Source organism: Roseateles sp. GW821-FHT02E12, assembly GCF_059421665.1.
In genome coordinates this window covers 1-25,400 of the sequence record NZ_JBWKVK010000005.1, presented here as the reverse complement: position 1 = coordinate 25,400, position 25,400 = coordinate 1, and the positions used below count along the sequence as shown (strand labels likewise).

General features: G+C 69.3%; 22 protein-coding genes. 8 read left to right on the top strand and 14 right to left on the bottom strand.

Features of this window, described 5'->3' with window-relative positions; translation table 11 throughout:
• Positions 1 to 26 precede the first annotated feature (26 nt).
• Genes AC07V5_RS27510 through AC07V5_RS27470 form a run of 9 tightly spaced genes read right to left on the bottom strand, consistent with a single transcriptional unit; the run spans position 27 to position 9,572 of the window.
• Entirely contained in the window at positions 27 to 1,097 is a 1,071-nt protein-coding gene (locus tag AC07V5_RS27510; RefSeq protein WP_495118823.1) for an acyltransferase family protein, read from the bottom strand.
• Positions 1,094 to 2,224 (bottom strand): glycoside hydrolase family 18 protein, encoded by a 1,131-nt coding sequence (locus AC07V5_RS27505; RefSeq protein ID WP_495118822.1) that lies wholly within the window; start codon positions 2,222 to 2,224, stop codon positions 1,094 to 1,096. Before AC07V5_RS27505 ends, AC07V5_RS27510 begins: the two co-directional genes overlap by 4 nt.
• Entirely contained in the window at positions 2,221 to 3,066 is an 846-nt protein-coding gene (locus AC07V5_RS27500; protein WP_495118821.1) for a glycoside hydrolase family 16 protein, read from the bottom strand. Before AC07V5_RS27500 ends, AC07V5_RS27505 begins: the two co-directional genes overlap by 4 nt.
• Positions 3,063 to 4,340 (bottom strand): MFS transporter, encoded by a 1,278-nt coding sequence (locus tag AC07V5_RS27495; RefSeq protein WP_495118820.1) that lies wholly within the window; start codon positions 4,338 to 4,340, stop codon positions 3,063 to 3,065. The genes AC07V5_RS27500 and AC07V5_RS27495 overlap by 4 nt, the downstream gene beginning before the upstream one ends.
• Positions 4,340 to 5,812, bottom strand: coding sequence for a beta-N-acetylhexosaminidase (gene nagZ, locus AC07V5_RS27490; RefSeq protein WP_495118819.1), 1,473 nt, complete (start codon positions 5,810 to 5,812; stop codon positions 4,340 to 4,342). The genes AC07V5_RS27495 and nagZ overlap by 1 nt, the downstream gene beginning before the upstream one ends.
• A gap of 2 nt (positions 5,813 to 5,814) precedes the next feature.
• Positions 5,815 to 6,837: an SIS domain-containing protein gene (locus AC07V5_RS27485; RefSeq protein WP_495118818.1), complete on the bottom strand. Its 1,023-nt coding sequence runs from the start codon at positions 6,835 to 6,837 to the stop codon at positions 5,815 to 5,817.
• Positions 6,818 to 7,942, bottom strand: a complete 1,125-nt coding sequence (gene nagA / locus AC07V5_RS27480; protein WP_495118817.1) for an N-acetylglucosamine-6-phosphate deacetylase — start codon at positions 7,940 to 7,942, stop codon at positions 6,818 to 6,820. Before nagA ends, AC07V5_RS27485 begins: the two co-directional genes overlap by 20 nt.
• The gene (locus AC07V5_RS27475; protein WP_495118816.1) at positions 7,942 to 8,670 is read right to left on the bottom strand and encodes a GntR family transcriptional regulator; all 729 of its coding nucleotides are present in this window, start codon (positions 8,668 to 8,670) and stop codon (positions 7,942 to 7,944) included. The genes nagA and AC07V5_RS27475 overlap by 1 nt, the downstream gene beginning before the upstream one ends.
• Positions 8,667 to 9,572, bottom strand: a complete 906-nt coding sequence (locus AC07V5_RS27470; protein ID WP_495118815.1) for a glucosamine kinase nucleotide-binding domain-containing protein — start codon at positions 9,570 to 9,572, stop codon at positions 8,667 to 8,669. The genes AC07V5_RS27475 and AC07V5_RS27470 overlap by 4 nt, the downstream gene beginning before the upstream one ends.
• Positions 9,573 to 9,758: 186 nt before the next feature.
• Here AC07V5_RS27470 and AC07V5_RS27465 point away from each other — a divergent pair, with 186 nt between their 5' ends.
• The gene (locus tag AC07V5_RS27465) at positions 9,759 to 11,249 is read left to right on the top strand and encodes a hypothetical protein (RefSeq protein WP_495118814.1); all 1,491 of its coding nucleotides are present in this window, start codon (positions 9,759 to 9,761) and stop codon (positions 11,247 to 11,249) included.
• Here the strand turns inward: AC07V5_RS27465 and AC07V5_RS27460 are convergent.
• Both AC07V5_RS27460 and AC07V5_RS27455 read right to left on the bottom strand, forming a co-directional pair.
• Positions 11,246 to 12,004, bottom strand: coding sequence for a TIGR03915 family putative DNA repair protein (locus AC07V5_RS27460; RefSeq protein WP_495118813.1), 759 nt, complete (start codon positions 12,002 to 12,004; stop codon positions 11,246 to 11,248). The genes AC07V5_RS27465 and AC07V5_RS27460 overlap by 4 nt on opposite strands.
• Positions 12,004 to 13,257, bottom strand: a complete 1,254-nt coding sequence (locus AC07V5_RS27455) for a putative DNA modification/repair radical SAM protein (protein WP_495118812.1) — start codon at positions 13,255 to 13,257, stop codon at positions 12,004 to 12,006. The genes AC07V5_RS27460 and AC07V5_RS27455 overlap by 1 nt, the downstream gene beginning before the upstream one ends.
• A gap of 124 nt (positions 13,258 to 13,381) precedes the next feature.
• On the opposite strand from AC07V5_RS27455, the gene AC07V5_RS27450 reads away from it, so the two are divergent.
• Positions 13,382 to 15,466, top strand: coding sequence for a catalase (locus AC07V5_RS27450; RefSeq protein ID WP_495118811.1), 2,085 nt, complete (start codon positions 13,382 to 13,384; stop codon positions 15,464 to 15,466).
• A 57-nt stretch (positions 15,467 to 15,523) separates the two neighbouring features.
• Entirely contained in the window at positions 15,524 to 16,822 is a 1,299-nt protein-coding gene (lplT, locus tag AC07V5_RS27445) for a lysophospholipid transporter LplT (RefSeq protein WP_495118810.1), read from the top strand.
• 142 nt (positions 16,823 to 16,964) lie between these two features.
• Here lplT and AC07V5_RS27440 read toward each other — a convergent pair whose 3' ends face one another.
• Positions 16,965 to 18,206, bottom strand: coding sequence for a glycosyltransferase family 4 protein (locus AC07V5_RS27440; RefSeq protein WP_495118809.1), 1,242 nt, complete (start codon positions 18,204 to 18,206; stop codon positions 16,965 to 16,967).
• Positions 18,207 to 18,322: 116 nt separating this feature from the next.
• Here AC07V5_RS27440 and AC07V5_RS27435 point away from each other — a divergent pair, with 116 nt between their 5' ends.
• The 3 genes from AC07V5_RS27435 to asd are packed head-to-tail and all read left to right on the top strand — an operon-like array spanning position 18,323 to position 21,520.
• Positions 18,323 to 18,940 (top strand): Mpo1-like protein, encoded by a 618-nt coding sequence (locus AC07V5_RS27435; protein ID WP_495118808.1) that lies wholly within the window; start codon positions 18,323 to 18,325, stop codon positions 18,938 to 18,940.
• 4 nt (positions 18,941 to 18,944) lie between these two features.
• On the top strand, positions 18,945 to 20,591 hold the full coding sequence (locus AC07V5_RS27430) for an aminotransferase class III-fold pyridoxal phosphate-dependent enzyme (protein WP_495118807.1): 1,647 nt from the start codon (positions 18,945 to 18,947) through the stop codon (positions 20,589 to 20,591).
• Positions 20,591 to 21,520 carry an archaetidylserine decarboxylase gene (gene asd, locus AC07V5_RS27425; protein ID WP_495118806.1) on the top strand — a complete coding sequence of 310 codons (930 nt, stop codon included), beginning with the start codon at positions 20,591 to 20,593 and terminating at the stop codon, positions 21,518 to 21,520. The genes AC07V5_RS27430 and asd overlap by 1 nt, the downstream gene beginning before the upstream one ends.
• Here asd and AC07V5_RS27420 read toward each other — a convergent pair.
• The gene (locus tag AC07V5_RS27420) at positions 21,513 to 22,397 is read right to left on the bottom strand and encodes a UDP-2,3-diacylglucosamine diphosphatase (RefSeq protein WP_495118805.1); all 885 of its coding nucleotides are present in this window, start codon (positions 22,395 to 22,397) and stop codon (positions 21,513 to 21,515) included. The two genes, asd and AC07V5_RS27420, sit on opposite strands and share 8 nt — an antisense overlap.
• A gap of 47 nt (positions 22,398 to 22,444) precedes the next feature.
• Positions 22,445 to 23,416, bottom strand: coding sequence for an alpha/beta hydrolase family protein (locus tag AC07V5_RS27415; RefSeq protein ID WP_495118804.1), 972 nt, complete (start codon positions 23,414 to 23,416; stop codon positions 22,445 to 22,447).
• Positions 23,417 to 23,572: 156 nt separating this feature from the next.
• On the opposite strand from AC07V5_RS27415, the gene AC07V5_RS27410 reads away from it, so the two are divergent.
• Together AC07V5_RS27410 and AC07V5_RS27405 are read left to right on the top strand one after the other, a co-directional pair.
• A complete protein-coding gene (locus tag AC07V5_RS27410) occupies positions 23,573 to 24,559 on the top strand; it encodes a LysR family transcriptional regulator (protein ID WP_495118803.1) in 987 nt (328 codons plus the stop codon).
• A 36-nt stretch (positions 24,560 to 24,595) separates the two neighbouring features.
• Positions 24,596 to 25,174, top strand: coding sequence for a hypothetical protein (locus AC07V5_RS27405; RefSeq protein ID WP_495118802.1), 579 nt, complete (start codon positions 24,596 to 24,598; stop codon positions 25,172 to 25,174).
• The last annotated feature ends 226 nt before the right edge of the window (positions 25,175 to 25,400 follow it).

Sequence of the window (25,400 nt, the reverse complement as noted above, 5' to 3'; positions counted from 1 at the left end):
TGCGGAGGGCAAACCGGTCAGGCAAGTCAGACCTTCCAGTACCAACCACGCTTGTCCAGCGCCCAGACGATGACTGCCCACACGGCCACGAAGGCGCCGGCAAAGGCCAGCGACTGCCCATGCGGCCCGACCAGCGCGCCCAGTGGACCGAACACGCTGCGATACAGCGGCCCCATCCAGCCGGTGGCCACGAGCAGCACCGTGCACATCCAGGCCCCGGCATAGGCGCCGATGGCGTTCAGGCCAAAGGCGCGGCCCAAAGCGTGGTGGCCGAGGTGGTCGATCCACTGATGCGCTGCGGCCAGCGCCACCGCCGCCAGGCCGCCGGTCCACAGCACGAAGGACGGCGTCCACAGCTGCTTGTTCCAGGGCAGCCAGCTCGTCCACCACCAGCCCACCAGCGCCGCGGCAATACCCGTCAACAGCAGGGGCCGCGTCTGCTCGCGCCGCAACAGGCCGCCGCAGATCAGGCCGAAGACCGTGGTGCCCAGCGCACCCAGCGTGGAGAGCAAGCCTTCGGGGTCGAAGGCGACGCCGGTTGCCGCATCCCATTCATAGGCCCAGCGGCCGAGCACGACGGTGTCGACGCGCTGGTTCAGGCTGCCGAGCTTGTCCAGCGTGGGGCTGGCGAACAGCAGCAGCCCGCCAGAGCCGATCAGCAGCACCAGCAGCAAGGCCCATTGCCCGCGGGCCCGCAGATGGATGGCCGCCACGCCCGCGAACGCAAAGCAAAGGCCGATGCGCTGCAGCACACCCAGCAGGCGGAACTCGGGCTTGTGCATCAACCACCAGGCCAGCAGGTGCAACACCAGGCCCAGGCCGACGATGCGCAGGCCGCGCTGGACCACGGCGGCGCGCAGCGGCCCTGGCGCGGCACCGGCGTCCACCCGCGGCCCGAGGGCGAGTGCGGCGGAGACGCCGACGATGAACAGGAAGAACGGAAAGATCAGGTCGGTCGGCGTGCAGCCATGCCAGGCCGCATGCTCCAGCGGCCAGTAGACCGCGCCCCAGTCGCCCGGGTTGTTGACGAGCAGCATGGCGGCCACGGCCAGGCCGCGCAGCGCGTCAACCGACGCGATGCGCCTGCTCTTGATCACGGCTTCATCGTGTTCATGGCGTTCAGGATTTCGCCGTTGTCCTGGCTCAGCTCCCAGGCAAAGACCCCGGCCAGGCCCGCACGCTTGGCGAACGCGACCTTGGCGCGCACGGCGCGCGGGTCGTCGTAACCAACGAAGCGGCCGCCGCCAACCATCGCCCAGGACTGGGTGCGCTTGTCGAAATGCGCCTTCATGCCTGTCAGCGAATCGATGTCCTTGAAAGGCACCGAGCCGTCCTCGTTGGGCCAGGGCTTGGCATAGCTGCCATCGGCCTTCACACCATCAAAGCCGCGGCCGTACATCGCCACGCCGGCAACGAGCTTGGCCGCCGGCACGCCCTCGCGCTTCAGGTTGGCCACCGACGCCTCCAGGCTGGTGTCGTCGCTGGGCTTGGCGCTGCGCAGCGCGGTGTGGTTGGCGGCCTTCTTCGTCCAGGGGCCGGCGAAGTCGTAGGTCATCATGAAGACCAGGTCCAGCGACGGTGCCGCGCGGCCCATGGCCATGCGGGCAAGCTGCTCCTTGGTGGTGGCGATCGCGGTGGTCAGCGCGTAGCGCTTGCCCGCCTCGCGACCCAGGGCGTCCAGGCCCACGCGCAGGTCCTGCATCAGCAGCACGTAGTTCTCGGCGTCGGCCGGGCTGCCCAGCGGCACGCCGTTGACCGACCCGTTGGAGCCGGGGTGTTCCCAGTCGATGTCCAGGCCGTCGAAGCCGGGGTGGGCCCGCAGCCAGGCGATGGAATGCTTCACGAAGGCCGCACGGCCCTCAGGCTTGGCGGCCAGATGGAAGAAGGGATCGGAGCCACCCCAGCCGCCCACCGAAGCCAGCACCTGCACCTGCGGGTCGCGCGTCTTCAGGCGCTGGAAGGCGGCGGAGAAGGTGTCCTGGTCGGCATGCGGCGCGATGCTGAAGTTGGGCTTGCCGGCGCAGGCGGCGGCCTCCGAAGTGCGCTGGCCTTCGCCGCAGATCAGCAGGAAGGCGTAGAGCAGGTGCGTGACGCGGCCGGGGGGCAGTTGCTCGACGACATCGACGCCGCGCTCGGCCAGGATGTAGGTGCCGACGACGGGCTTCGGTTGAGCCTGGGCGATGGCGGCTGCCAGCGCGAGGGCGGCGATCAGGGTTTTCTTCATAGATTGCATTCGCTGGTCAGGCCGGCGTCCGGCACGGTGTCGCGGCGGGCCACGCCCTGCTTGCGCAATTGCGCAGCGCGGGCCTGCATGGCGGTGGGGCCCAGCGTCTTGCCGGCCTCATGCAGCACCCAGTCGACTTCAAACTCGTAGTCGCGCGGCGCACCGGCCACGGCGCCGCCGGCCAGCCAGTGGTTGAAGCTGATCGCCATGGGCTTGCTCGGCACATTGCGGCCGGTGTGCTCGCCCATCAATTTGCCGTTGACGTAGTGGCGGGTGCGCGTGGCCTCAACCTGCACGGTCAGCAGCTGCCAGCCGTCGAAGGAGCCTTGCACGATGGACGCCTGGTTGAAGGACTCCCAGGGATCGATGCGCACCGTGTGCCAGCTCACGCCGTAGAGGCGCGTCTCGGGTTCGCCCCAGCCGCCGTGCGGCAGGTATTCGAAGTCGACCTCGCTGAAGTCGGGGTCGTAGTCGTGCTTCAGCGGGCCGGCCAGGAAGAAGCTCTGGATGACCGGGTCACGCGAGCCCGCCGTGTCGCGAAAGCGCACGCGTGCCGTCGTCGTGCCGACGAGGAACTTGCGGGCCGCGCAGAGCTGGGCCAATGTGGTGTTGGCGGGCGTGCCGTCGGTGGACATCTTCAGCTTCAGCAGGCCGCCGTCCAGCGCGAGCTGGCTCGGGGCGAAGCGCGAACCGGGCAGGCCGGGGTGGCCGATGCCTTCGCGCAGCACCCAACCGCTCTGGCGCAGCGCCTCGAGGCTGGGCTGCGAAAAGTCATCGAAGAACTCGCCCGCCGCGAAAGCGGGAGCCGCGGCAAAGAGCAAAGCGACGGCAGCCACTTTCATGCTGGCACGCCTTCAACGGGCGCGCTCTTGCGCGGCATCGGCACCCACAACAGCAGCAGCAGGGCCGGCAGGCCGCAGCCAATCGTCCAGGCGAAGAACTGCTGGTAGCCCATGGCGATCTGGATGTCGCCGCTGATGGACTTGGCGAAGATGAAGCCCAGCTGCATGACGCCCGAGCCCAGCGCGTAGTGGGCCGTCTGGAAACGGCCCGGCGCCACGGCCTGCATGATGTACAGGATCATGCCGACGAAGCCGAAGCCGTAGCCGAACATCTCCACGCCCACGGCAGCGGCGATGTGCGGCATGTCGGCAGGCAACTGCGCAGCCAGGTAGTAGAAGGTCACGTTGGGCACGCTCATGGCCACCAGCAGCAGCGGCATCGCGCGCTTGAGGCTGAGCTTGCTGGTCACCCAGCCGCCGAGCACCGAACCAACGAGAAAGGCGCCCGTGCCCACCCAGCCGTAGACGTCGGCCACCTGCCCGGTCGTCAGGCCCAGGCCGCCCTTGTCGCGCGCTTCCAGCAGGAAGAGCGGGCCGATGGTCTGCACCTGGCCTTCGGCGAAGCGGAACATGACGATGAAGAGCACGGCGCGCCAGATGCCGGGCTTCTGGAAGAAGTCGACGACGACCTCCTTCAACATCGCGGCCACGCCCGAGGCCGTCAGCTCGCTGTGCTCGGTGGAGAGCGTGCCGGGCAGGAAACGCGCGTTGTAGGTGGCCAGCACGGCCACCAGGCCAGCCAGCACCAGGAAGACGGTGGACCAGGCGCTGACCGCGCCCATCGTGCCTTCCAGATGGCCCGCCAGCTTCAGGATCACGCCGGTGATGAAGAAGCGCGCGCCGTTGAAGAAGGCGCCTTGCCAGCCCGCATAGGCGGCCTGGCGCTTTTCGTCGAGCGACGCCATGTAGAGGCCGTCGCAGGCGATGTCATGCGTGGCGGACGCGTAAGCGATCAGGAAGAGCACGACGATGGCCGCGCCGAACCAATGCGGCAGGTGCAGGGCCAGGGCCATCAGCCCCAGGCCCACCGCGCCCACGTACTGCGCCGCCACGACGATGAGCTTCTTGCTGCGCGCCAGTTCCAGGAAGGGGCTCCACAGCGGCTTGATGGCCCAGGCCAGGCCCAGCACCGCCGTCCAGCGGGCGATCTGGTCGTTCTCGACGCCCAGGTTCTTGAACATCAGGCCCGCAATGAGCATGACGACGAAGAACTGCATGCCCTGCACGAAGTACAGGGTGGGCACCCACCGCATCGGGTTCTTGGCTTGCTCCATCACTGCAGTCCTTGTGGCGCACGGCCGGTGGCTTGAGCCTGGCCTTCCAGCCAGGCCTTGATCCCCGCCAGCGCGCCGGGCGCGAAGCCCCAGCTCAGCAGCGTCGGGCCGGCCACGTCCAGGGCCTGGTAGGGGTTCCACAGCGACAGGTGCAGATCGGGCCGCCACTCGGACGCAGCCAGACCGTAGCGGGCGCGGCGGGTGGACACGAGCACGTTGAGGCGGCCGTCCTTGGGCACGGTCGTCCAGTCGAGCTGGGCGATGTCGTCGACCATCTGCACCTGGGCGTCCGTGAAGCCGTCGAACAGCGCGACGGCCTGGCGGCCGGTGGGGCCGGCTTCCGACACCATGTCGGTCGGCACGTCGCCCTGCACGATGACGCGGATGGGGGCATTCAGCGCCGGCGGCTGGGCACCGCGGAGCGCGGTGAGTCCCGCGGCCCAGGCCTCGGCCATCAGCGTGTGGTCGGCGGCGCGGGCGGTGCTGTCGTCAACCACACGGGCCGGGTAGGCAGCGGCCAGCGTGTCCAGCCGGCGGTTGGCCGTCTCGCCCTGTGCGGGCGTCAACCGGCCGCTGGCGAAGGCGTCGCGCAGCGCGTTGATGGCCACCAGTTGCTCGGCCAGCGAGCCTTGCGCCAGCACCATGTCGGCACCGGCCTCGATGGCCATGACGGCGCTCTTGGCATAGCCGAAGCGCTCCGCCACGGCCTTCATCATCAGCGCGTCGGTGATGACGACGCCGTCGTAGCCCCAGTCCTGGCGCAGGATGCCGCCGATGAGCTGCGGCGACAGCGTGGCCGGCCGGTCGGGGTCGATCTGCGGGTAGACGATGTGGGCCGTCATCATGGCCGGCGCTTGGCTGGCCAGCGCCTTGAAGGGCGCGAGTTCCAGCGCGTTCAGCTCGGCGCGCGACTTGTCGACGGTGGGCAGCGCATGGTGCGAGTCGACGTGCGTGTCGCCGTGGCCGGGGAAGTGCTTCACGCAGCAGGCCACGCCTTGGCTCAGCGACCCGCGCATCCACGCGGCCGCCAGGCGGCTGACCTCGACCGGGTCGTTGGAGAAGCTGCGCTCGCCGATGACGGGGTTGGCCGGGTTGTTGTTGACGTCCAGCACCGGCGCGAAGTTCCAGTTGATGCCCAGCGACTTCAGCCCGCGCGCCACCGCCGCACCCACGGTCTCGGCCCGGTCGGCGTCGCCGCTGGCACCCAGCGCCATCGCCGACGGCGGCTGCGGCAGGAAGGTCACGCGCACGACGGCGCCGCCTTCCTGGTCGATGCCGATCAGCGCCTCGGGTCCCAGCACCTCGATGAGATCGCTCATCAGCGCGCGCACCTCGCTCTCGGTGCCGATGTTCTTGCGGAACAGGCAGACGGAGCGGATCTTCTGCTCGCGCAGGAAGGTCGCGGTCTCGGCGTCGAGGCTCTGGCCCGGGATGTCGACCATCACCAGGCGGCCGGGATCAAAGGTGCTCATGATCAATGCGTCTTCGTGACTTTGGCGAGGTTGGGCGGCACGTCGGGGTTGAAGCCACGCGCACGCGCCAGCGCCTCGACCATGGGATAGAAGCTCTGCACGAGGGCGATGGGATCGAGGTCCTCGTTGCCCGTCGTGACCAGCGGCAGCTCGGCGCCCGGGGTGCCCAGCGGCGCGGCCAGCAGCACGCGGCCACCACGCGAGCGCATCTCTTCGGCGATGGCCAACAGGCCGGCCTGGGCCGGGCCACGCGGCGCGAAGACGAGCAGCGGGTAGCCGTCGCGCACCAGCGCCATCGGGCCGTGCTTGACCTCGGCGCCCGAGAAGGCCTCGGCCTGGATGCCGCAGGTTTCCTTGAGCTTGAGCGCCGCTTCCATCGCGACGGCCAGGCCCGTGCCACGGCCGAGCACGAACAGGCGGTCGGCGTTCTGCAGCACCGGCAGGGCGGCGGTCCAGTCCAGCTTGGCAGCCTGCTCCAGCGCGATGGGCAGCACGTTCAGCGCGGCGCGCAGCGTGTCGTCCTGCTGCCAGGCCGCCACCACGCGTGCACCGGCCACGAGCTGGGCGATGTAGCTCTTGGTTGCGGCCACGCTCTTCTCGGGGCCGGCGTGCAGCTCGAACACATGCTCGGCCGCGGCGGCGAGCGGCGAGCCGCTGGCGTTGACGAAGGCCACCGTGCGCGCACCGCCTTCGCGGAAGAATTGGGTCGGCGCGATCAGGTCCGGGCTCTGGCCCGACTGCGAGAAGGCCATCGACAGCAGGCCCTGGCAGTGGATGCGGCTCTGGTAGAGCGTGATCAGCGACATCGGCAGCGACGTGACCAGCCGGCCCAGGCGCGCCATGACGAGATAGGCCAGGTAGTGGGCCGCGTGGTCGGAGCTGCCGCGCGCAATGGTCAGCACGCTGGCGGGCGGCTGTTCCTGCAGCGCCTGGCCCAGGCGGGTGTAACTGAGCGGGTCGGCCGCCAACTGGCGGGCCACCGCGTCCGGCGCACTCAGCGCCTCTTCAAGCATCAGCGACGACATCGATCTCTTCACCTTCCACAAACACGCGCCGCAGCTGAAGCCCGGCATCCATCACAACCACATCGCCCCACGCACCGGCGGCAAGCCGCCCGCGGTCGGGCAGGCCCAGGTATTCGGCCGCCGCCGTCGACACACGCCGCGAGGCCTCGGGCAGCGTCAGGCCCACGGCCTGCACGAGGTTGCGCAGCGCCTGGTCCATCGTCAGCGCGCTGCCGGCCAAGGTGCCATCGGCCAGGCGCACACCGCCCAGGCACTTCTGCACCGTGTATTCGCCGAGGCGGTATTCGCCATCGGGCATGCCGGCGGCGGCGGTCGAGTCGGTCACGCAGAACAGGCCCGGGATGCAGCGCAGCGCGACGCGGATGGCGCCTGGGTGCACGTGCAGCAGGTCGGGAATCAGCTCGGCGTGCTGGCCGTGCGCGAGTGCCGCGCCCACCATGCCGGGCTCGCGGTGGTGCAGGCCCGTCATGGCGTTGAAGAGATGGGTGAAGCCGGCAGCGCCCGCGTTGAGCGCGGCGACGCCGTCGTCGTAGCTGCCAGCGCTGTGGCCGATCTGCACGCGGATGCCGGCGTCGCGCAGCGGGCCGATCAGCGCGAGGTGGCCGGCCATCTCGGGCGCAATCGTCAGCACCTTGATGGGCGCGAATTCATTCAGCCGCTGCACCTCGGCCAGCGTGGCAGGAATAGCGTGCGCGGGCTGGGCACCGAGGCGATCGGGGTTGATGTAGGGGCCTTCGAGGTGCACGCCGAGCACGCGCGAACTCTGCGCGCTGCGCTCACGGCAGACCGGGCCGAGGGCCTTCAGCGCGGCCTCGATCTCGCCGACGGGCGCGGTCATCGTCGTCGCGAGAAAGGCCGTCGTGCCATGGCGGGCGTGGCGCCTGGCAATCGTGGCGATGGCATCGCCACCTTCCATCGTGTCGCGCCCGCCGCCACCGTGCACATGGGTGTCGATGAAGCCGGGCAGCAAGATGGGGCGGCCGCCCTCACCGGCGCGCGCCGCGTCGATGGGCGCGCCGCTGACGGCTGTGATGCGGCCGTTCTCGATGCTCAGGTGGCCCGAGATCACGCCCTGCGGCGTGACGATGTCGCCCTCAAGCCGCATCAGTCACGCCTCATCTCGGCAACGAAGTCGTAGTAGTCGCTGCGGCAATAGGAATGCGTCAGCTCGACGGCCTGGCCCGAGGCGAGATAGCCGACTCGCGTGATGAAGAGCACCGCGGCACCTAACGGCACCTCCAGCAGACCGGCCAGCTTCGCGTCTGCGTTGAGCGCACGGATGTGCTGCAGCGCGCGTACCGGGGCGCGGTCGCCCAGGTGGGTGTACAGCGAAGCCTCGACCTTCTGCGGATCGGGCAGCACCGACTGCGGCAGCACCGACACCTCGTAGGCCATGACGACCAGATCCGCCAGCCGCAGCCGCTCCAGGCGCGCAACGCGCTCGCCGCTCTTCAGTTCGAGCGACAGCTGCTCATCCGGTGCCGCCGGCGTGAAGCCACGCAGCAGCCAGCGCGAGCTGGGCACGAAGCCGCGCTGGTGCAGTTCCTCGGAGAAGCTGGTCAGGCGCGTCAGCGGCTGCTCCAGCTTGGGCGCGATGTAGTTGCCCGAGCCGCGCTTGCGGATGATGAGCCCCTGCTCGACGAGGCGGTCGATGGCCTTGCGCGCCGTGACGCGCGACAGCTCCAGCTGCTCGGCCAGCACGCGCTCGGAGGGCAGGGCCTCGTCGGCGTGGAAGATGCCATCACGGATGGCCTGCGCGAGGCTCTGCGCCAGTTGCATGTAGAGCGGCGAAGCCGCGTTGGGATCAGGCTTGAAATCAAAAACAGCGCTCATGCGGAAATCGTTTCCTGTTGTTGAATCAGCCAGAGCGCGCCACTGGCGGCGTCGCCCTGGGGTTCGACACGGCGGGACTGCAAGGCCGGGCTGAGGCGCGCGCCCAGGCGCTGCGCGATGCTGCCGGCCAGGGCCAGCGGCAGGGTGGGGTGAACGGCGGCTGCGAGCGCGTCCAGCGAGCGCGCGGCTTGCTCCAGCAGCGCGACCGCGGCCGGGTCGTCGGCTTCGTGCTCAAAGACGAGGGGCGCCAGGCTGGCATAGCCGCCCTGCCCCGCCTGGGCGCAAAAGCCCAGCAGTTCCTCACGCGTGGTGCCCGCCTGGCGCCAGACGGACTGCACCAGCGGGCCGGCCGCCGCGCGGCTGTCGTAGGCGGCCTGCGCCAGCTTCATGGCTTGCTGGCCCAGCCAGGCGCCGCTGCCTTCGTCGCCGATCTGCCAGCCCCAGCCGCCCACCATGCGCCGGCTGCCATCCGGCATCAGCGCCTCGGCGACGGAACCGGTACCGGAGATCAGCAGTGCACCCGGCTTGCCGCCGTGGGCGCCGAGCAGGGCCACGAGGCCGTCGGTGACGAGGGTGAAGCGAGCCACGCCTGGGTCGCCCGCGACAAAGGCCTGCAATTGCGCCGGCACGCCGGTGCCGGACAGGCCCAGGCCCAGCGCGCAGTCCTGCAGGGCCAGGCCCGGCACGGCGGCAGCAACGGCCTCGCCGATATGCCGCCAGGCCTGCTCGGCGCCCTGGCCCAGCGCCGACGCGCCGGCCTCACCGCGGCCAAGGATGCGGCCCTCGGCATCCGCCACGATCGCCCGGGTGCTGGTACCGCCACCATCGATGCCGACCCAGTGATGCGCGGGGCGGCCGGAGTGGCGGGAAGTCAGAAGGGAGGGATCGAGAACGAGTGGCATGGTCGACGGGAATCAGTCGATACCACTCTAATACCAACGACGAGGCTCGTCAATTGGTTTTAAACTGGTCTACGGCCACTCAGGTAGGCTAAAGATCAGCCCCAGTCAGGGTGTGGCTGGCTCTCAGAATCGACAAGAATACCAGTGAGAAACCAACCCGATCTACCTCTACCCGGACCTGCCGCCGTGTTCACCCTTCAACCCGCCGCCAGCGAGGCCCTGGCCGACCTGCTGGGCCGTATCGCCCGCGTCGCCCACCGCCACCCGGCAGCGGCCGACCGCTTGCTCGACAGGCTGAGCGTAAACGCTTTCATGGGCGGCGACATCGCTGTCGGTGTGGACGCCCTCTACGCCCGCTTCGGCCTGCTGGAGCCGCGCGGCCGCGCGCTGGATCTGCTGCCCGCGCTGGAGCAGGCGGGTGCCCTCGCCGCGGCCGGGCATTTCCCGATCCAGGCGGCCCGGGTCTGCGAAGCGCTGGGGCGAATTGCCTACCAGCAGGGCGAATATCAACTCGCCAGCGAGCAATGGTCGCGCGCGCTGGACCTGTCCGAAGTCAACGGCCATCTGCAGACCGACGTGGCTGCGCGCATCGGCCTGGGCCAGATCCATTACGCGCACGCGGACTGGGCCCGCGGGCTGCGCCAGATGCGCGATGCCGGCGAGCACCTGACCCGGCTCAGCAGCCAGGGCGACGACAGCTACCTCGCGGCCAAGCTGGCGCTGAACATTGGCGTCGGCAGTTTCGAGACCGGCGACCTGCCGGCCGCCGAGCGCCATTTCAGCCACGGCCTGGCCGCCGCGCGGCGCGGTGCGCACCGCGTCTTCGAGGCCGAGGCGCATTGGCACCTGGCCCGCGCGGCCCTGGCCCGCCAGCGCATGGACTGGGCGGTGGCCGACTGCCGTCTGGCGCTGGACATCGCGGCCCGCCAGGGCTACCCCTGGCTGGAGGCTGCCGCCAGCCGCACCTGGACCGAGATCGCCCTGGCCCGCGGCGACAACGCCGCCGCCGTGCGCTCCACCCGCCACGCCCTGGCGCTGGCTCAACGCATCCAGTCCCGCGCGCAGGCCCGCCAGGCTCACCTGCAGCTCGCCGAGCTGCTGCAGGCCGAGAACGACGCGCCCGGCGCGCTGGACCACCTCTGGCAACACCTGGCCCTGCAATCCGAGATCGAGCGCCTCAGCCTGCCGGCCCGCGCCACGCTGGCCGCACCGCCGGCAGAGGACGGCGGCACGCCGCTGGCGCCGGTAACGCCGGAAGAGCTGTTGCTGCATCTGTGCGGCCAGCGCCAGCGCCTGGCCGCCACGACACCGCCCGAAGCCCTGGCGGAGCTGAAGGCCGCCAGCGCCCGCATCCTCGGCCTGGCCAGCGTCGTCCGCTGGCAGCTTGGCGGCGAAGCCGGGTTGAGCGGCACGGCCCAGCCGCGTTATCTCGACCTGCTGACCCGCCACGGCGCGCCCCTGGCCCTGCCCGACGCAGCCCTGCACCCCTGTCATGCCGAACTGAGCGGCCTGCGCGGCGCGGCCCAGGCGCGCATCGAGGTGCCGCTGTATGACGGCGCCGAGCTCGCTGGCGCGCTCTGGTTGGTCGACGCACGCGCCACGCGGGCCTGGACACGGCAGGACCTGCTCATCGCCAGCCAGCTGGCGTTGCTGTTTGAGGCGCAAGGCCGGCCCTAGACGCCGCGCATGCGCCCTTCACGCCGCGGCGCGTCGCGCACCAGTTCGCTGATGAGTGCCGCCTCCGGCAGCTGCGCCCAGTAGCGCACCGGCATCTCCTTCTTCATGGCCGCGATCTTCAGGCGCGCTGGGTTGAAGATGCTGCGGTAGTAGGTCAGCCACAGCGCTTCGCCGGCGTCCTCGGGCGGTGCGTCCTCGCGGCTTGCGGGGCCGGCGCCCGAGAGGCGTTGACCGTCCCAGTGCAGGCAACCCAGCGGCGTCAGGATGGCCCAGGGATGCTGGGCGAAGCGGCGCACGAAGAAGGGCGCGACGGCCCGCAGCACGTGATGCGCGGGCACGAACCAGGCGACATGGCGGCGCCCTCCGGCGGCGGCGGCGTCCTCCACTTCGCGAAAGCGCACGAAGGCATGCATCTTGTGGATCTCTCGGTCCACCTGGCGGGCCAGTGACTGCAGGCGGCGGCGCTCGGGGTCGAGCACATCGGCCCACAGCGACGGCTCGCGCTGCAGGCGGCGCGCAAAGGCGAGCAGCCGCGCGTAGCGCGTGTCGTCGGCGTGCATGGCGACGCGGCGGCCCAGGTCATCCCAGCCGTCGGGCGGTGCCCACGGGCCCGAACCTGCCTCGGCCTGCGTCGCGAAGAGCGCGGGCTGGGCGCCGACCTCGTCCGTCCAGCCTGCATCGCCCGTGCTCAACAGCATCGGCAGTTGCGCTGCAAAGCCGGGCCAGTTGGACGGGTGGCGCAGCGCCAGCTTCATCAGAACAACGCCGCCTGTTGCGGCTGCGGCGCCGGCCGCGCAAGCGCCTGCACATCGGCCGCGCGTGGGCGGTGGTCCACGGCGATGAGAAAGGGCAGTGCACGCTTGGCGGTGGCGCCCAGCGCCAGCAGGTCGGCCCGGCGCAGGCGGCGATGCTGGCGCGTGGCCAGCAGCTTGTCGACCGAGCCCACGCCCAGGCCCGGCACCCGCAGCAGCGACTCGCGCGGCGCGCGGTCCACGTCGAGCGGAAAGCTGCCGGGGTGGGCCAGCGCCCAGGCCAGCTTGGGGTCGTGGTGCAGCGACAGAAAGCCCGCCTCGGCGACGATCTCGTCCGCGCCGAAGCCGTAGAAGCGCATCAGCCAGTCGGCCTGGTAGAGGCGGTGCTCGCGCAGCAGCGGCGCAGCCTGCGGCGGCAGCTGGCTGCTGGCATGCGGGATGGGGCTGTAGGCCGAGTAGTAGACGCGCCTGAGCCCCTGGCCGGTGTAGAGCCGGCTGGAAAGCCTCAGCACGGCGATGTCGTCCGACGCGTCGGCGCCGACGATGAGCTGGGTGCTCTGCCCTGCGGGCGCGAACGCTGGCGGCTTGGCCGCGCGCGCAGCAGCGCCGGGCAAGGCGCGCACCGCGGTGGCCTCGCGCCTTGCCTCCTTCGTGGCCTGCAAGCGTAGGTGGATGCGGGACATCGTGCGTTCGATGCCCACGGCGTCTTTCTCCGGCGCCAATGCCTTGAGGCTCTCCGCGCTCGGCAGCTCGACGTTGATGGACAGGCGATCGGCGTACCGGCCTGCACGCTCCACCAACTCGGGCGACGCGTCGGGAATCGTCTTGAGGTGGATGTAACCCTTGAAGTGCTCCTGCTCGCGCAGCCGCCGCGCCACCTCGATGACCTGCTCCATCGTGTAGTCAGGCGTGCGGATGATGCCGCTGGACAGGAACAGCCCCTCGATGACGTTGCGGCGGTAGAAGGACAGCGTCAGCTGCACGACCTCGTCAGTGCTGAAGCGGGCGCGCTTCACGTCGCTGGACTTGCGGTTGATGCAGTACAGGCAGTCGTACACGCACCAGTTGGTCAGCAGGATCTTCAGCAGCGAGACGCAGCGGCCGTCGGGCGTGTAGGCGTGGCAGATGCCGCCACCCGTCGTCGAGCCGATGCCTTTGCCGTCGCGCGAGTCGCGCTTGTTGCCGCCACTGCTGGCACACGAGGCGTCGTATTTTGCGGCGTCGGCCAGGGTGGCGAGCTTGTCCTGAACTTCCATAGAGATACTGTATATAAATACAGTACAACGCGCGGACCCAAGGTGTATCAAGCGCCAAGTCCTACAGCCCCGTGCCCGCTGGCTTCCTAGAGTGCGTCGTACCCCGCTATCGCCAGGAGCCCGCATGCCCAAGTCGCCCCGCTCTTCAGCCCCTTCGCCTAAGGTTCGAGTCGGCACGGGTGGCGAGCTGCATCACGCCGCCGGCGGCACACACCCGCCACTGACGACCAACCAGGGCATCCCCGTTCCCGACAACCAGAACTCGCTGAAGGCCGGTGCGCGCGGGCCGACGCTGCTGGAAGACTTCATCCTGCGCGAGAAGATCACGCACTTCGACCACGAGCGCATTCCCGAGCGCATCGTGCATGCACGCGGCTCGGCAGCGCACGGCGTGTTCGAGCTGCACACGTCGCTCGCCAAATACACGACCGCCCGCGTGCTGACCGAGGTGGGCGTGAAGACGCCGGTATTCACGCGCTTCTCGACCGTGGCGGGCGGCGCGGGCTCCGTAGACACGCCGCGCGACGTGCGCGGGTTTGCCGTCAAGCTCTACACGTCAGAGGGCAACTGGGACCTGGTGGGCAACAACATCCCGGTGTTCTTCATCCAGGACGCGATGAAGTTCCCCGACCTCATCCATGCCGTGAAGATGGAGCCCGACCGAGGCTTCCCGCAGGCCGCCAGCGCCCACGACACCTTCTGGGACTTCATCTCGCTGATGCCCGAGAGCATGCACATGGTGATGTGGGCGATGAGCGACCGCACGCTGCCGCGCTCGCTGCGCTTCATCGAGGGCTTCGGCATCCACAGCTTCCGGTTGCTGGATGCGAAGGGCAAGAGCACCTTCTGCAAGTTCCACTGGCGCCCCGTGCTGGGCCTGCAGAGCACGCTGTGGGACGAGGCCGTGCAGTTGGCGGGCGCTGACCCCGACGCGCACCGCCGCGACCTGTGGACGGCCATCGACGACAAGCGCTTCCCCGCGTGGGACCTGGCCGTGCAGCTTTTCACCGAGGAAGACGCCGCGGGGTTCCCGTTCGATCACCTGGACCCGACCAAGCTCATCCCCGAAGAGCTGGTGCCGCTGACCGCCATCGGCCGCATGACGTTGAACCGCAACCCGGCCAACCACTTTGCCGAGAACGAGCAGGTGGCCTTCTGCCCGGCCAACCTGCCGCCGGGCGTGGATTTCTCCAACGACCCGCTGCTGCAGGGGCGCCTGTTCAGCTACCTGGACACACAGCTGTCGCGACTGGGCACGCCCAACTTCGATCAACTGCCCATCAACGCGCCGAAGTGCCCGTTCCACACACAGACGCGTGACGGCCACATGCAAACGCGCGTGCCCACCGGCCGGGTGGCCTACGAGCCCAGCAGCCTGCAAGCGGATGCGCCCTACGAGGCGCCACGCGGCTTCGCGAGCGTTGCCGCGCCGGGCGAGCCCGACCCCAAGGGTCGGGTGCGCCCCGAGAGCTTTGCGGACCACTACAGCCAGGCCCGCATGTTCTTCCGCAGCCAGAACGCGCTGGAGCAGGCCCACATCGTCTCAGCGCTGGTGTTCGAGCTGAGCAAGGTCGAAACGCCAGCGGTGCGCGAACGCATGGTGGGCCATCTGCGCGTCATCGAAGCCGACCTGGCAAAGCGCGTGGCGGCCGGCCTGGGCATGGGGCAACTGCCGCCCGCTGCCAAGCCGGCCGCGCCAGTGCAGGACCTGCCGCGCTCGCCCGCCCTGAGCATCATCGACAAGACCCTGCCGTCGCTGCGGGACCGCTGCGTGGCCATCCTCTTCAGCGACAACTCCGACGCCAAGCGCCTGGCCGCCGTCGACAAGGCCCTGCGCAAGGCCGGCGCGAAGGTGCAGAAACTCAGCCCCCGCATCGGTGGCGCCACGTTAAACGACGGCACGCTGCAGCCCGCCGACGCGCGCCTGGCCGGCAGCCCGGCGGCGGCCTTCGACGCTGTCGCGCTGGTGCTGTCCGCTGCTGCCGCACAACAGCTCGCGCAGGACGACACCGCTGCCACCTTCGTGCGCCAGGCCTACTCGCACCTGAAGGCCATCGGCCATGACGAGGGCGGCAAGTTGCTCGTGGAAGCCCTGCACCTCGTGCCGGATGACGGCGTTTGCGCGCTGGAGCGCAATGCCAGCGCCTTTGTCGAGGCCGCCGCCACCCGGCAGTGGGACCGCGAGGAGCGCGTGCACCCGCTGCCCTGAGGACAGGCGCAGCTGCGTCATCGGCAATTCACGCAGCGCCGCCACAGTGCGGCGCTCGTGCATGCCAGTTCCCTCTCCGACGCCGCCCTGCTGGGCGGCGCTCGCTCCTCCCTGCCGCGCGGCTTCGGCCTCGTCATTGCCGCGCAATTCGCGTCGGCGCTGGCAGATAACGCGCTGCTGATCGTCGCCATCGCGCTGCTGGTCAGCCAAGGCTTCGCGCCGTGGTGGGCGCCGCTGCTGAAGGTCGGGTTCATGGCCGCGTATGTCGTGCTGGCACCCTGGGTTGGGCCGCTGGCCGACGCCTTTGCCAAGGGCCGCGTGATGGCGGCCATGAACGTCGTGAAGATGCTCGGCTTGGCGCTGCTGGCGCTGGGCCTGCATCCCGTCGCCGCGCTGGCCGTCGTCGGCCTGGGCGCGGCGGCGTATGCGCCGGCCAAGTACGGCCTCATCACCGAGATGGCCGCGCCCGAGGCGCTGGTGAAGGCGAATGGCTGGATCGAGATCAGCGTCGTGTCTGCGGCCCTGCTGGGCGCCGTGCTGGGCGGGCTGCTGGTGAGCCCGTGGTGGCTGGCCTCGGGGCTGGCGGACTTGTGCGATGGGCTGCAACTGCCGGCCGACAAACTGACCGGCTCGCTGGCGGCGCTGCTGGTGATCTACGCGGTGAGCAGCCTGCTGAACGTCGGCATCCAGGACAGCGGGCAGCGCCAGCGCAGCGTGGCCCACGACCCGGCGACGCTGCTGCGCGAGTTCCGCGCGGCCAACCGCAAGCTGTGGCGGGACCGCGAGGGCGGGCTGTCGCTCGCGGCGACGACGCTGTTCTGGGGCGTGGGCGCAACGCTGCAATTTGCGGTGCTGCGCTGGGCTGGCGAGGCGCTGAAGTTACCGCTCAGCCAGGCGGCGTACCTGCAGGCGGCGGTGGCGGTGGGCGTCATCGGTGGCGCGGCGGCAGCGGGGCGGTGGCTGGCGTTGCATCAGGCGCGGCATGGGCTGTGGGCGGGAGTGGTGCTGGGACTGCTGATGCCGGTCGTGGCTCAGGTCAGCGAGGTGGCCACGGCCGCGGTGATGCTGGCCCTCGTCGGCGCCGTGGGCGGCGCGATGGTCGTGCCCTTGAACGCGCTGCTGCAGCACCGCGGCGCAACGCTGCTGAGCGCCGGGCGGTCCATTGCCGTGCAGGGCTTCAACGAGAACCTGAGCGTGCTGGTGATGCTGGCGGCCTACGCGGGGTGCGAGGCGGCGGGGGTGCCGATTGGGGTGACGCTCAGCGGGCTGGGTGTCTTGGTGGCTGCAGCAATCGCTGCGCTCATCGGGCTGGACACCCACAGCAGACGTCAGACACCGACGCCAGGCAAGCAATAGGCTTTGGATGCGCCGAGCTCGAGCTCGGTTGCCACACAGCTCATCAGCGACGAGCAAGCCATGCGCATCGTTGCGCATGGCTTGCTAGCGATACCTGAGCGCGGGCAGCGGTCCAGCAGCCCTGATCGTCAAAGAGCAGCCATCAGGCAGCCGGCTGCAAACCCTGCAGGCCGAACGCCGGCTCCACTCGCGAAATGGCGCCCTCGAGCACCGACTCGAACCGAGCCGTGATGTCGCTCCAGTCCAGCCGCTGCGCCGTCATTCGCGCGGCTTGTGCCGCCGATCGCCGCGCCACCGAATCGAGTGCCACTACGCGCGCCGCTGCCACGAAGTCGGACTCCTTGCCCGCGCCCGCCAGCCAGCCATTCACGCCCGTGCGGATCAACTCACCGGCCGCTGCGCTCTCGAAGGCGACGACGGCGCAGCCGCTGGCCATGGCCTCGGTTGTCACGTTGCCGAAGGTCTCGGTCAGGCTCGGAAACAGGAACAGGTCCAGCCCCGCATAGTGAGCCGCCAGGTCCTCGCCGCTGCGCTGGCCGGCGAACACGGCGTCAGGCACGCGCGCGGTCAGCTCGGCGCGCATCGGGCCGTCGCCAACGAACACGAGGCGTGCCCGTGGCTGCGCCGCCTTCACGGCTTCGAACGCGGCGAGAACGACGCCGAGGTTCTTCTCCGGCGCCAGGCGGCCGACGTAGCCGAGCACGAGATCGTCCGGCCCCGCACCCCAGCTCTCGCGCATCGCGGCGCTGCGGCGCGCCGGGTCGAAGCGCTGCGCATCCACGCCGCGCCCCACCACGTTCAACCGCTCGAAGCCGCGGTCCGCCAGCAGCACGCGCATGGCCTCGGTGGGCACCATGGTCGCGTCGCAGCGGTTATGGAACTTGCGCAGGTAGCCCATGATGGGCTTGGACAGCAGGCCCAGACGGTAGTGCTTGCCGTAGGCGTGGAAGTTGGTGCGGTAGTCGGACGTGACCGGCAGGGCCAGGTGCTGGGCCGCCTGCAGCGCCGACCAGCCGAGTGGCCCTTCCGTCGCGATGTGAACGACATCGGGGCGGCGCAGCGACCACAGCTTCACGAGCGCCCGCTTGCTCGGCACGCCCATGCGCAGGTTGGGGTACAGCGGCACGGGCAGGCCCTTGGTCAGCACCTCGTCCACCTCGGGCCTGCCGGTGGCCGGGGCACCCATGCTGGCCGGCTGGCGCGGGCGGATGAGCTGCACGTCGTGGTTGCGGCGGTTGAGGCCGTCGACAACGCGGGCCATGGACATGGCGACGCCGTTGACTTCGGGCGGGTAGGTCTCCGTCACCACGGCGAGCCGGCGCGAATGGCGCGGCGCGGGGAGCTCGTTGACCAGGATGTCGTCGGCGTCGAGTGGGGTGTTCATGGCGCGCATGGTCACAAGCTCATGCAACAGAACGATGACAACCGGACCGTCACGGCGTTTTCACGCAAGCGGCCCACCATCCGCTCCGCTTGCCACCCAAACGACGAGGACGGGACGTGAACGAGTTCTTTCAAACCCTGAAGACCCAGCGCTGGGACGACCACCGCTACTACCACCACAGCCGCATCAACCAGAGCCTGCACCTGATCAGCGCTTTGAGTTTCCTGGTGTCGTATGCGCTGCTGTTCGTAAACCCGGCATGGTCGGCGCTGCTGGCGTGGTGCGTGTCGATGACGACGCGCCAGGCGGGTCATTTCTTCTTCGAGCCGCGCGGCTATGACCACGTCAACCAGGCCACCGACGAGTACAAGGAAGAGATCAAGATTGGCTACAACATCCGCCGCAAGATCGTGCTGATGGCGGTGTGGGTCGCGCTACCGGCGGTGCTGTGGTTTGCGCCGTCGCTGGGTGGCCTGATCCAGCCCGCCGTGGGCTTGCAGGGTTATGTCGAGGACGTCGGCATGGCCTGGTTCTGCCTGGGCGTGACGGGCCTGGTGTTCCGCGTGGTGCAGCTGTGGGTGACGCAGAACCTGATGCAAGGCCTGGCCTGGGGCTTCAAGATCATCACCGACCCCTTCCATGACGTGCTGCTGTACTGGAAGTCGCCCTTCTATCTGCTGCGCGGCCAGCTGATCGACCCGATGGACCACGTCGGCCACAGCCAGGCGCACTGAGCCGATGGACGAAACCCTCACCCTGTCGGCGCTGGCGCTGGGCGTGCTGGCGCTGCTGCCGGCCGCCAAGCGGCGGCTGGAGTTGTCGCGGGCCAAGCATCGGTCGCTCGCCGGGCATTCGCGCATGGCCAAGCGGCTGGCGCGCTGGGTGCCGGGCTACGCGTACGACGAGGCGCAGTTCTTCGCCGCCGACGGCGCGCCGGCCAACGTGGCCGCGGGTCGCCGTGCCGCGCTGCAACGGCTGGGCGCCGAGTTCGACACAAGCTTTGCGAAGACGCTCGCCGCCACTGAAGCAGCCCGCGACGCCATCTCCGACCTGAAGTTCACCGGCCGCTACCGCGTGCCGTTCCAGTTCAGCCCGGTGCTCCGCGAGCACCTGAAGGTGGGCGCCTTCCTGCAGCACAGCGACGGCGTGCAGGTCGAGGACCTGGACGGCAACCGGCTCTATGACCTGACCGGCTCCTACGGCGTCAACGTGCTGGGCTACGACGCGTACAAGGAATGCATCGACGAGGCCGTCGCCACGGCGCGCGAGCTGGGTCCGGTGCTCGGCGCCTACCACCCCTGTGTGCTGGACGTGCTGTCGCGCCTGAAGGCCATCTCCGGGCAGGACGAAGTGAGCTTCCACATGTCCGGCACCGAAGCCGTCATGCAGGCCGTGCGGCTGGCGCGTTATCACACGAAGAAGAAGCGCCTGGTGCGCTTTGCCGGCGCGTATCACGGCTGGTGGGAGGACGTGCAGCCCGGCCCCGGCAACCCGCTGCCGCCGCGCGAGACCTTCACGCTGCAGGACATGGCCGAGCGCTCGCTGAAGGTGCTGGCCACCCGCCGCGACATCGCCTGCGTGCTGGTCAATCCGCTGCAGGCCCTGCACCCCAATGCGAGTGCGCCGGGTGACTCCGCGCTGATCGACGGCAGCCGCCGCGCGAGCTATGACCGCGAGGCCTACACGGCCTGGCTCAAGAAGCTGCGCGAGGTGTGCACCGCCCGCGGCATTGTGCTGATCTTCGACGAGGTGTTCGTGGGCTTCCGCCTGGCACCCGGTGGCGCGCAACAGTACTTCGGCATGAAGGCCGACCTCGTCACCTACGGCAAGACGCTGGGCGGCGGCCTGCCGGTGGGTGTGGTGTGCGGCAGCCGCGCGCTGATGCAGCGCTACCGCGAGGACCGGCCGGCCGACATCTGCTTTGCGCGCGGCACCTTCAACGCCCACCCCTACGTGGTGGCGGCGATGGCGTCGTTCCTGAAGCGCATCGAGCGCCCGGAGACGAAGGCGCTGTATGACGGCCTCGACGAGCGCTGGAACGCTCGCTGTGCGCAATTCAATGCCCGCCTGCAGGCGGCCGGCGCACCCGTGCGCATGGCCAACCTGTCGACCATCTGGACGGTGATGTACGACCAGCCCGGCCGCTATCACTGGATGCTGCAGTTCTACCTGCGCAAGCACGGCCTGGCGCTGAGCTGGGTGGGCACGGGGCGGCTGATCTTCAGCCTGAACTACGGCGACGCCGAGTTCGCCGAAGTCATGGACCGCTTCATCGCCGCCTGCGACGAGATGCGCGCCGACGGCTGGTGGTGGACGGCGCCCGAGCTGACCGCCAAGGCCATCCGCCGCAGCGTGTTCCGCGAAATGCTCGGCCAGAAATTCTGATGAAAAACCATGAAGCTTCTCCCGCGCTGGACGCCGGGATGAATGAGGCCGCCCTGCCTCGCCCGGGATGGTTCAAGCGGTTGGTGGCGCAGGAGGACTTGAACTTCCTGCTGACCAACCGCGTGCCGCGCATCGCGTTGACGAAGCTGATGGGCCGCTTCTCGCGCATTCAGAGCCCGTGGCTGACGAAGCTGACCATCTCGGTGTGGCGGATGTTCACGCCGCTCGACCTGAGCGAGGCCAAGCACACCGGGTTCCGTTCGCTGAAGGACTGCTTCACCCGCGAGCTGAAGCCCGGCTCGCGCGCGTTCGATGCGCGGCCCGAGGTCTTAGCCAGCCCTAGCGACGCCATCGTCGGCGCGACGGGCGTGGTGCAGCAGGGCCAGGTCTACCAGGCCAAAGGCTTTCCGTACTCGACCGAAGAGCTGTTCGGCCCGACGCAGGACGCCAGCGCTTTCGAGGGTGGCCGCTTCGTCACGCTGCGGCTGACGTCGGCGATGTACCACCGCTTCCACGCGCCGGCCGACGGCACCGTGGAGCATGTGACCTATCTCAGCGGCGACACCTGGAATGTGAACCCGGTGGCGCTGAAACGCGTGGAGCGGCTGTTCTGCCGCAACGAGCGCGCCGTGGTGCGCATGACGCTCTCAAGCGGCCACGCGATCGCACTGGTGCCCGTGGCGGCCATCCTCGTCGCCAGCATCCGCCTGCACTTCCTCGATGTGCTGCTGCACCTCGGCCGCAAGGGCGCCAATGAGATGCCTTGCTCGGCGCCGCACGTGAAGGGCCAGGAGATGGGCTGGTTCGAGCACGGCTCGACCATCATCGTCTTCGTGCCCCAGGGCTTCGAACTGGCCGAGGGCATTGCCGCGGGCGCACAGATCCGCGCCGGCCAGGCCTTGCTGAAGCTGGTGAAGCAGCTCAGCTGACGGTGTCCGGTGCCGCGGCCTTCGCGGCTACCGGCACCGGCAGCCTGGCAGGCTCCGGTCGGGCTTGAGGGGCGGGCAGCATGCCCGGCAGCGCGGCTTCGTCGCCGCGGTCGATGATCTCGAGCCGGCCGTCGAAGTGCTCGACCAGCGCCGTCAGGCTCTCGACCCAGTCGCCGTCGTTGCAGTACAGGATGCCGTCGATCTCGCGGATCTCGGCATGGTGGATGTGGCCGCAGACGACGCCATGCGCGCCGCGCTTCTTGGCCTCGCGGGCGACGGCGTTCTCGAACTCGTTGATATAGCTGACCGCGCGCTTGACCTTGTGCTTCAGGTAGCGCGACAGGCTCCAGTACGGCAGCCCGCACTTGGCGCGGATGCGGTTGAACCAGCGATTCACCTTGAGCGTGAACTCATAGGCCAGGTCGCCCATGATGGCCAGCCAGCGCGCGCACTGGATGACGCCGTCGTAGAGGTCGCCATGAGTGACCCACAGCCGCTTGCCGTCGGCCGTTACGTGCATGGCCTCTTCCATCACGTCGACGCCGCCGAAGTTGTGCGTGAGGTACTTGCGGGCGAACTCGTCGTGGTTGCCGGGGATGAAGATGACCCGCGTGCCCTTGCGCGCCTTGCGCAACAGCTTCTGCACGACGTCGTTGTGCGCCTGCGGCCAGTACCAACTGCGGCGCAGCTGCCAGCCGTCGATGATGTCGCCCACGAGGTAGAGCGTCTCGCACTCGACGTCACGCAGGAAGTCGAGCAGGGCCTTGGCCTGGCAACCGGGCGTACCCAGGTGCAGGTCCGAGATCCAGACGGTGCGCACCGACAGCGTGGGCGTGTCGGCGGCAGCGGAGTCTTGCGGCGTCGGCATGGCAGTCATGCTGCCCGCCGGTCATGACGCGACCGTGAATGTGTGGCGCGAGACGCCTATGCGGAGGGCAGGCGCGCCGCCAGCCGGGGCGTTGCGGCCTCGATGGGCGCCAGCAGCCGGGGCCAGAGCTTGGCGCCGAGGTCGCGGCGAAACGGGCCGAAGTGCTCGATCTTCTTCACGCCCAGCTCGGCCGGCGCAACGACGTGGCGCTGCACCCGTGCGGCACTGAACTGCCCCGCCAGTGCGTCTACCGCCGCCGCGGGGCCGAAGAGGTGGTCGTCCGTGATGCTCCACAGGTGCACGGCGCCGCCGAAGCGGTCGTAGGTGCGCTCGCGCGCCAGGCTCTTGTCACCGAACAGGAAGCCCGGCGTGCGGCCCCACGCCGCCCACTCCAGCGCAGCGCCGGCCGGCAGGTCCTGCGCACGCGGCCCGAGCATGCGCCCGGGCGCGTGCCCCAGCAGGCGCACCAGCAGCGGCAGCATCCAGTGGAAGAACACCCAGGCCTGCACACGCGCGAAGCCCGACCAGTGGCCCAGGTAGGCCACCTGGGCCGCAACGCCCAGCACGGCATCCACCTTGTCGACAAAGCCCGGCACCAGGCCGACGGAGTTGCCGCCCAGCGAATGCCCCACCCACAGCAGGCCCAGCTCACGCCCTTGGCGATCCGACTCCTCGCCGCGACGCTTGTCGGCGGCATGCAGCGCGGCGGCCATGTCGACGCGGGCCCAGTCGCGCAGGCGCACATCCTCGCCCTGGCGCAGCGCTTCGCGCGATGCGGCGATGCCGCGGTAGTCGAAGCTCAGCACCGCGTAGCCGCGCAGGGCCATCCACTCGGCGAAGTGCCGGTAGTAGCTGGCCGGCACCGCCGTCGCGGCGCCGATCACGGCGATCGCCTTCACGCCGACGGCCGGCGGCGGCTCAAACCACTGCGCCGCCAGCAACCGGCCGTCGCTGCAGCGCAGCGGTGTCGGTATGTGGCGAACCTGTAGATCACCGCTTTCCGAGTCGTCGTCATCGAGGGCAGTCATCGTCGGGATAGGCCGCGGCAGGGCGTCAGATGGTGTCAAAGGCAGGCTGGACATTAGGAAACCTCACATCAGCGCCCTTGTGGCGCCAGTGAAAGCAGTCTAGATTGGCAATATTTGAGGCGGTAGATCGCTACCAAGCCTCATATCGTCAATCAAATGTCGACAAAAGAACCCCCGCTACCCGGCGTTGGCCGGCGCCGCCAGACCGTTGCCGAAGAGGCCCTGGACGCCAACGCACTGGAGCTCTTCGCCCGCATCGCCCAGGCCGGCAGCTTTGCCCAGGCCGCCCGCGAGCTGGGCCTGACCCGCGCCGCCATCAGCCGCCGCATCGCCGCCATCGAGAGTGCCGTTGGGCTGGCACTGTTTGCCCGCAGCACCCGCAGCCTGGGTCTCACCGAAGCCGGCCGCCGCCTGCATACCCGCGCCCGCGCCGTCCGCGAAGCCGCTGAGGGCGCTCGTCTGGCCCTGCGCCACACCCGCGACCAGCTCGACGGCACCATCCGCATCAGCGCCACCGCTGGTTTCGGCCGCCATGTGCTGGCGCCGCTGCTGGCGCGCTTCCAGGCGTTGCATCCCGCGGTGCGGTACGAGCTCTTCTTCACCGACCGCCGCGTCGACCTGCTTCGCGAGGGCCTCGACATCGCCTTCCGCGTGACCAGCAAGCCGCCCGAGGCATGGGTGGCCCAGGCCGTGATGCGGTTTGAAGTCCGCGCCTACGGCAATGATCGACAGCCCATCGCGCAGAGTCCGCAAGATCTGGCGACCGCGCCCGCGCTGCTGCTGGGCCAGAGCGAAGAGCCGTTCGCGAGCCAGTGGCAGCACAACGATGGCCGGCGAGAGGACGTTTCACTACAGGCCTCGGCCTGGGGCAGCGACCTGGACGGGCTGATCGCGCTGGCCCGCCACGGCGCTGGCATCGTCGTCGCGCCGGACTTCTGCGTCGAACCTATCCCGGCCTTGCGCAACATCGGCGAGATGCCCGACTTGAACCCAACGCCCTTGCTGCGGAATGTGCTGCCAGGTTGGCGGCTGCTGGTCGGGCTGGACACCGTGCAGGCGCTGACCCTCCCGTTGCCCGCGGGCTCAGAGACCGCCCGAGCGCTGGTGCGCTTCGTGAGGGACGCACTGCTGCTGCCGCGCTAGGCTAAAGGGTCCGGCAGAAAGACAGCATCCTTCACCATGCTTCCCGCAGCGTCTCGTTGCCTCTTCATGGGCGTGCCATCGGCGGACGCATGCCAAAGCCTGGCCGCCGAACTTGAGCGATTGGGGCTGACGGCACGGCTCGGCGACGACTTGTTCGCGTCGTCGAACTGGCATCAGTCACTGTCCGACCGCTTTGAGGATGAGCCGCGCATCGTGGAGCAACTGCGGAGCGCGGGGGCGACGCTTACTGCACGCTCGGTACGCTTCAGGATGGATCGCATCGAAAGCCAGGTCGGCCCGGACGGCGTGCACTGGGCATTCCGAGCTGACCGAGTGCCGGCCGAATTTACGTCGTTGCTGCAAAGCTTAGGGGCTGCGATTACGGCCACTACCGGCCGCCAACCGGTCCGGCCTACGGCTCATCTCACCATCAGCTACTGGGCGCGCGAGCACTTGAGGCGCATGGTCCAGATCGAACCCGTTGAATGGGTACTGGCCGAGGTGCTGCTGGTTCGCGGCGGCGGTCGCCCCTATCACTACGAAATCATCGACAGATGGCAGCTTGCACCGCCCCGGGCGGAGCCGGTCGGAGAGCAATTCCCACTGTTCTGCTGAATTTGGCAGCCCGGAATCAACTCACTTCAGCGCCGCAACTGCCTCGCATGCCGTGATTTCAATCGCCATTTCAGCTATCTACTGAGTTTTATGCGCGGCAGTTTGGCACGCCCAAGTAAGTCGGCATCGACAAACCATTGTTTTCAATTCCCCAAAAGCAAAACCCCCACTATCTTTCGATAGTGGGGGTTGGCTTTAATAATAGCCTGACGATGACCTACTTTCA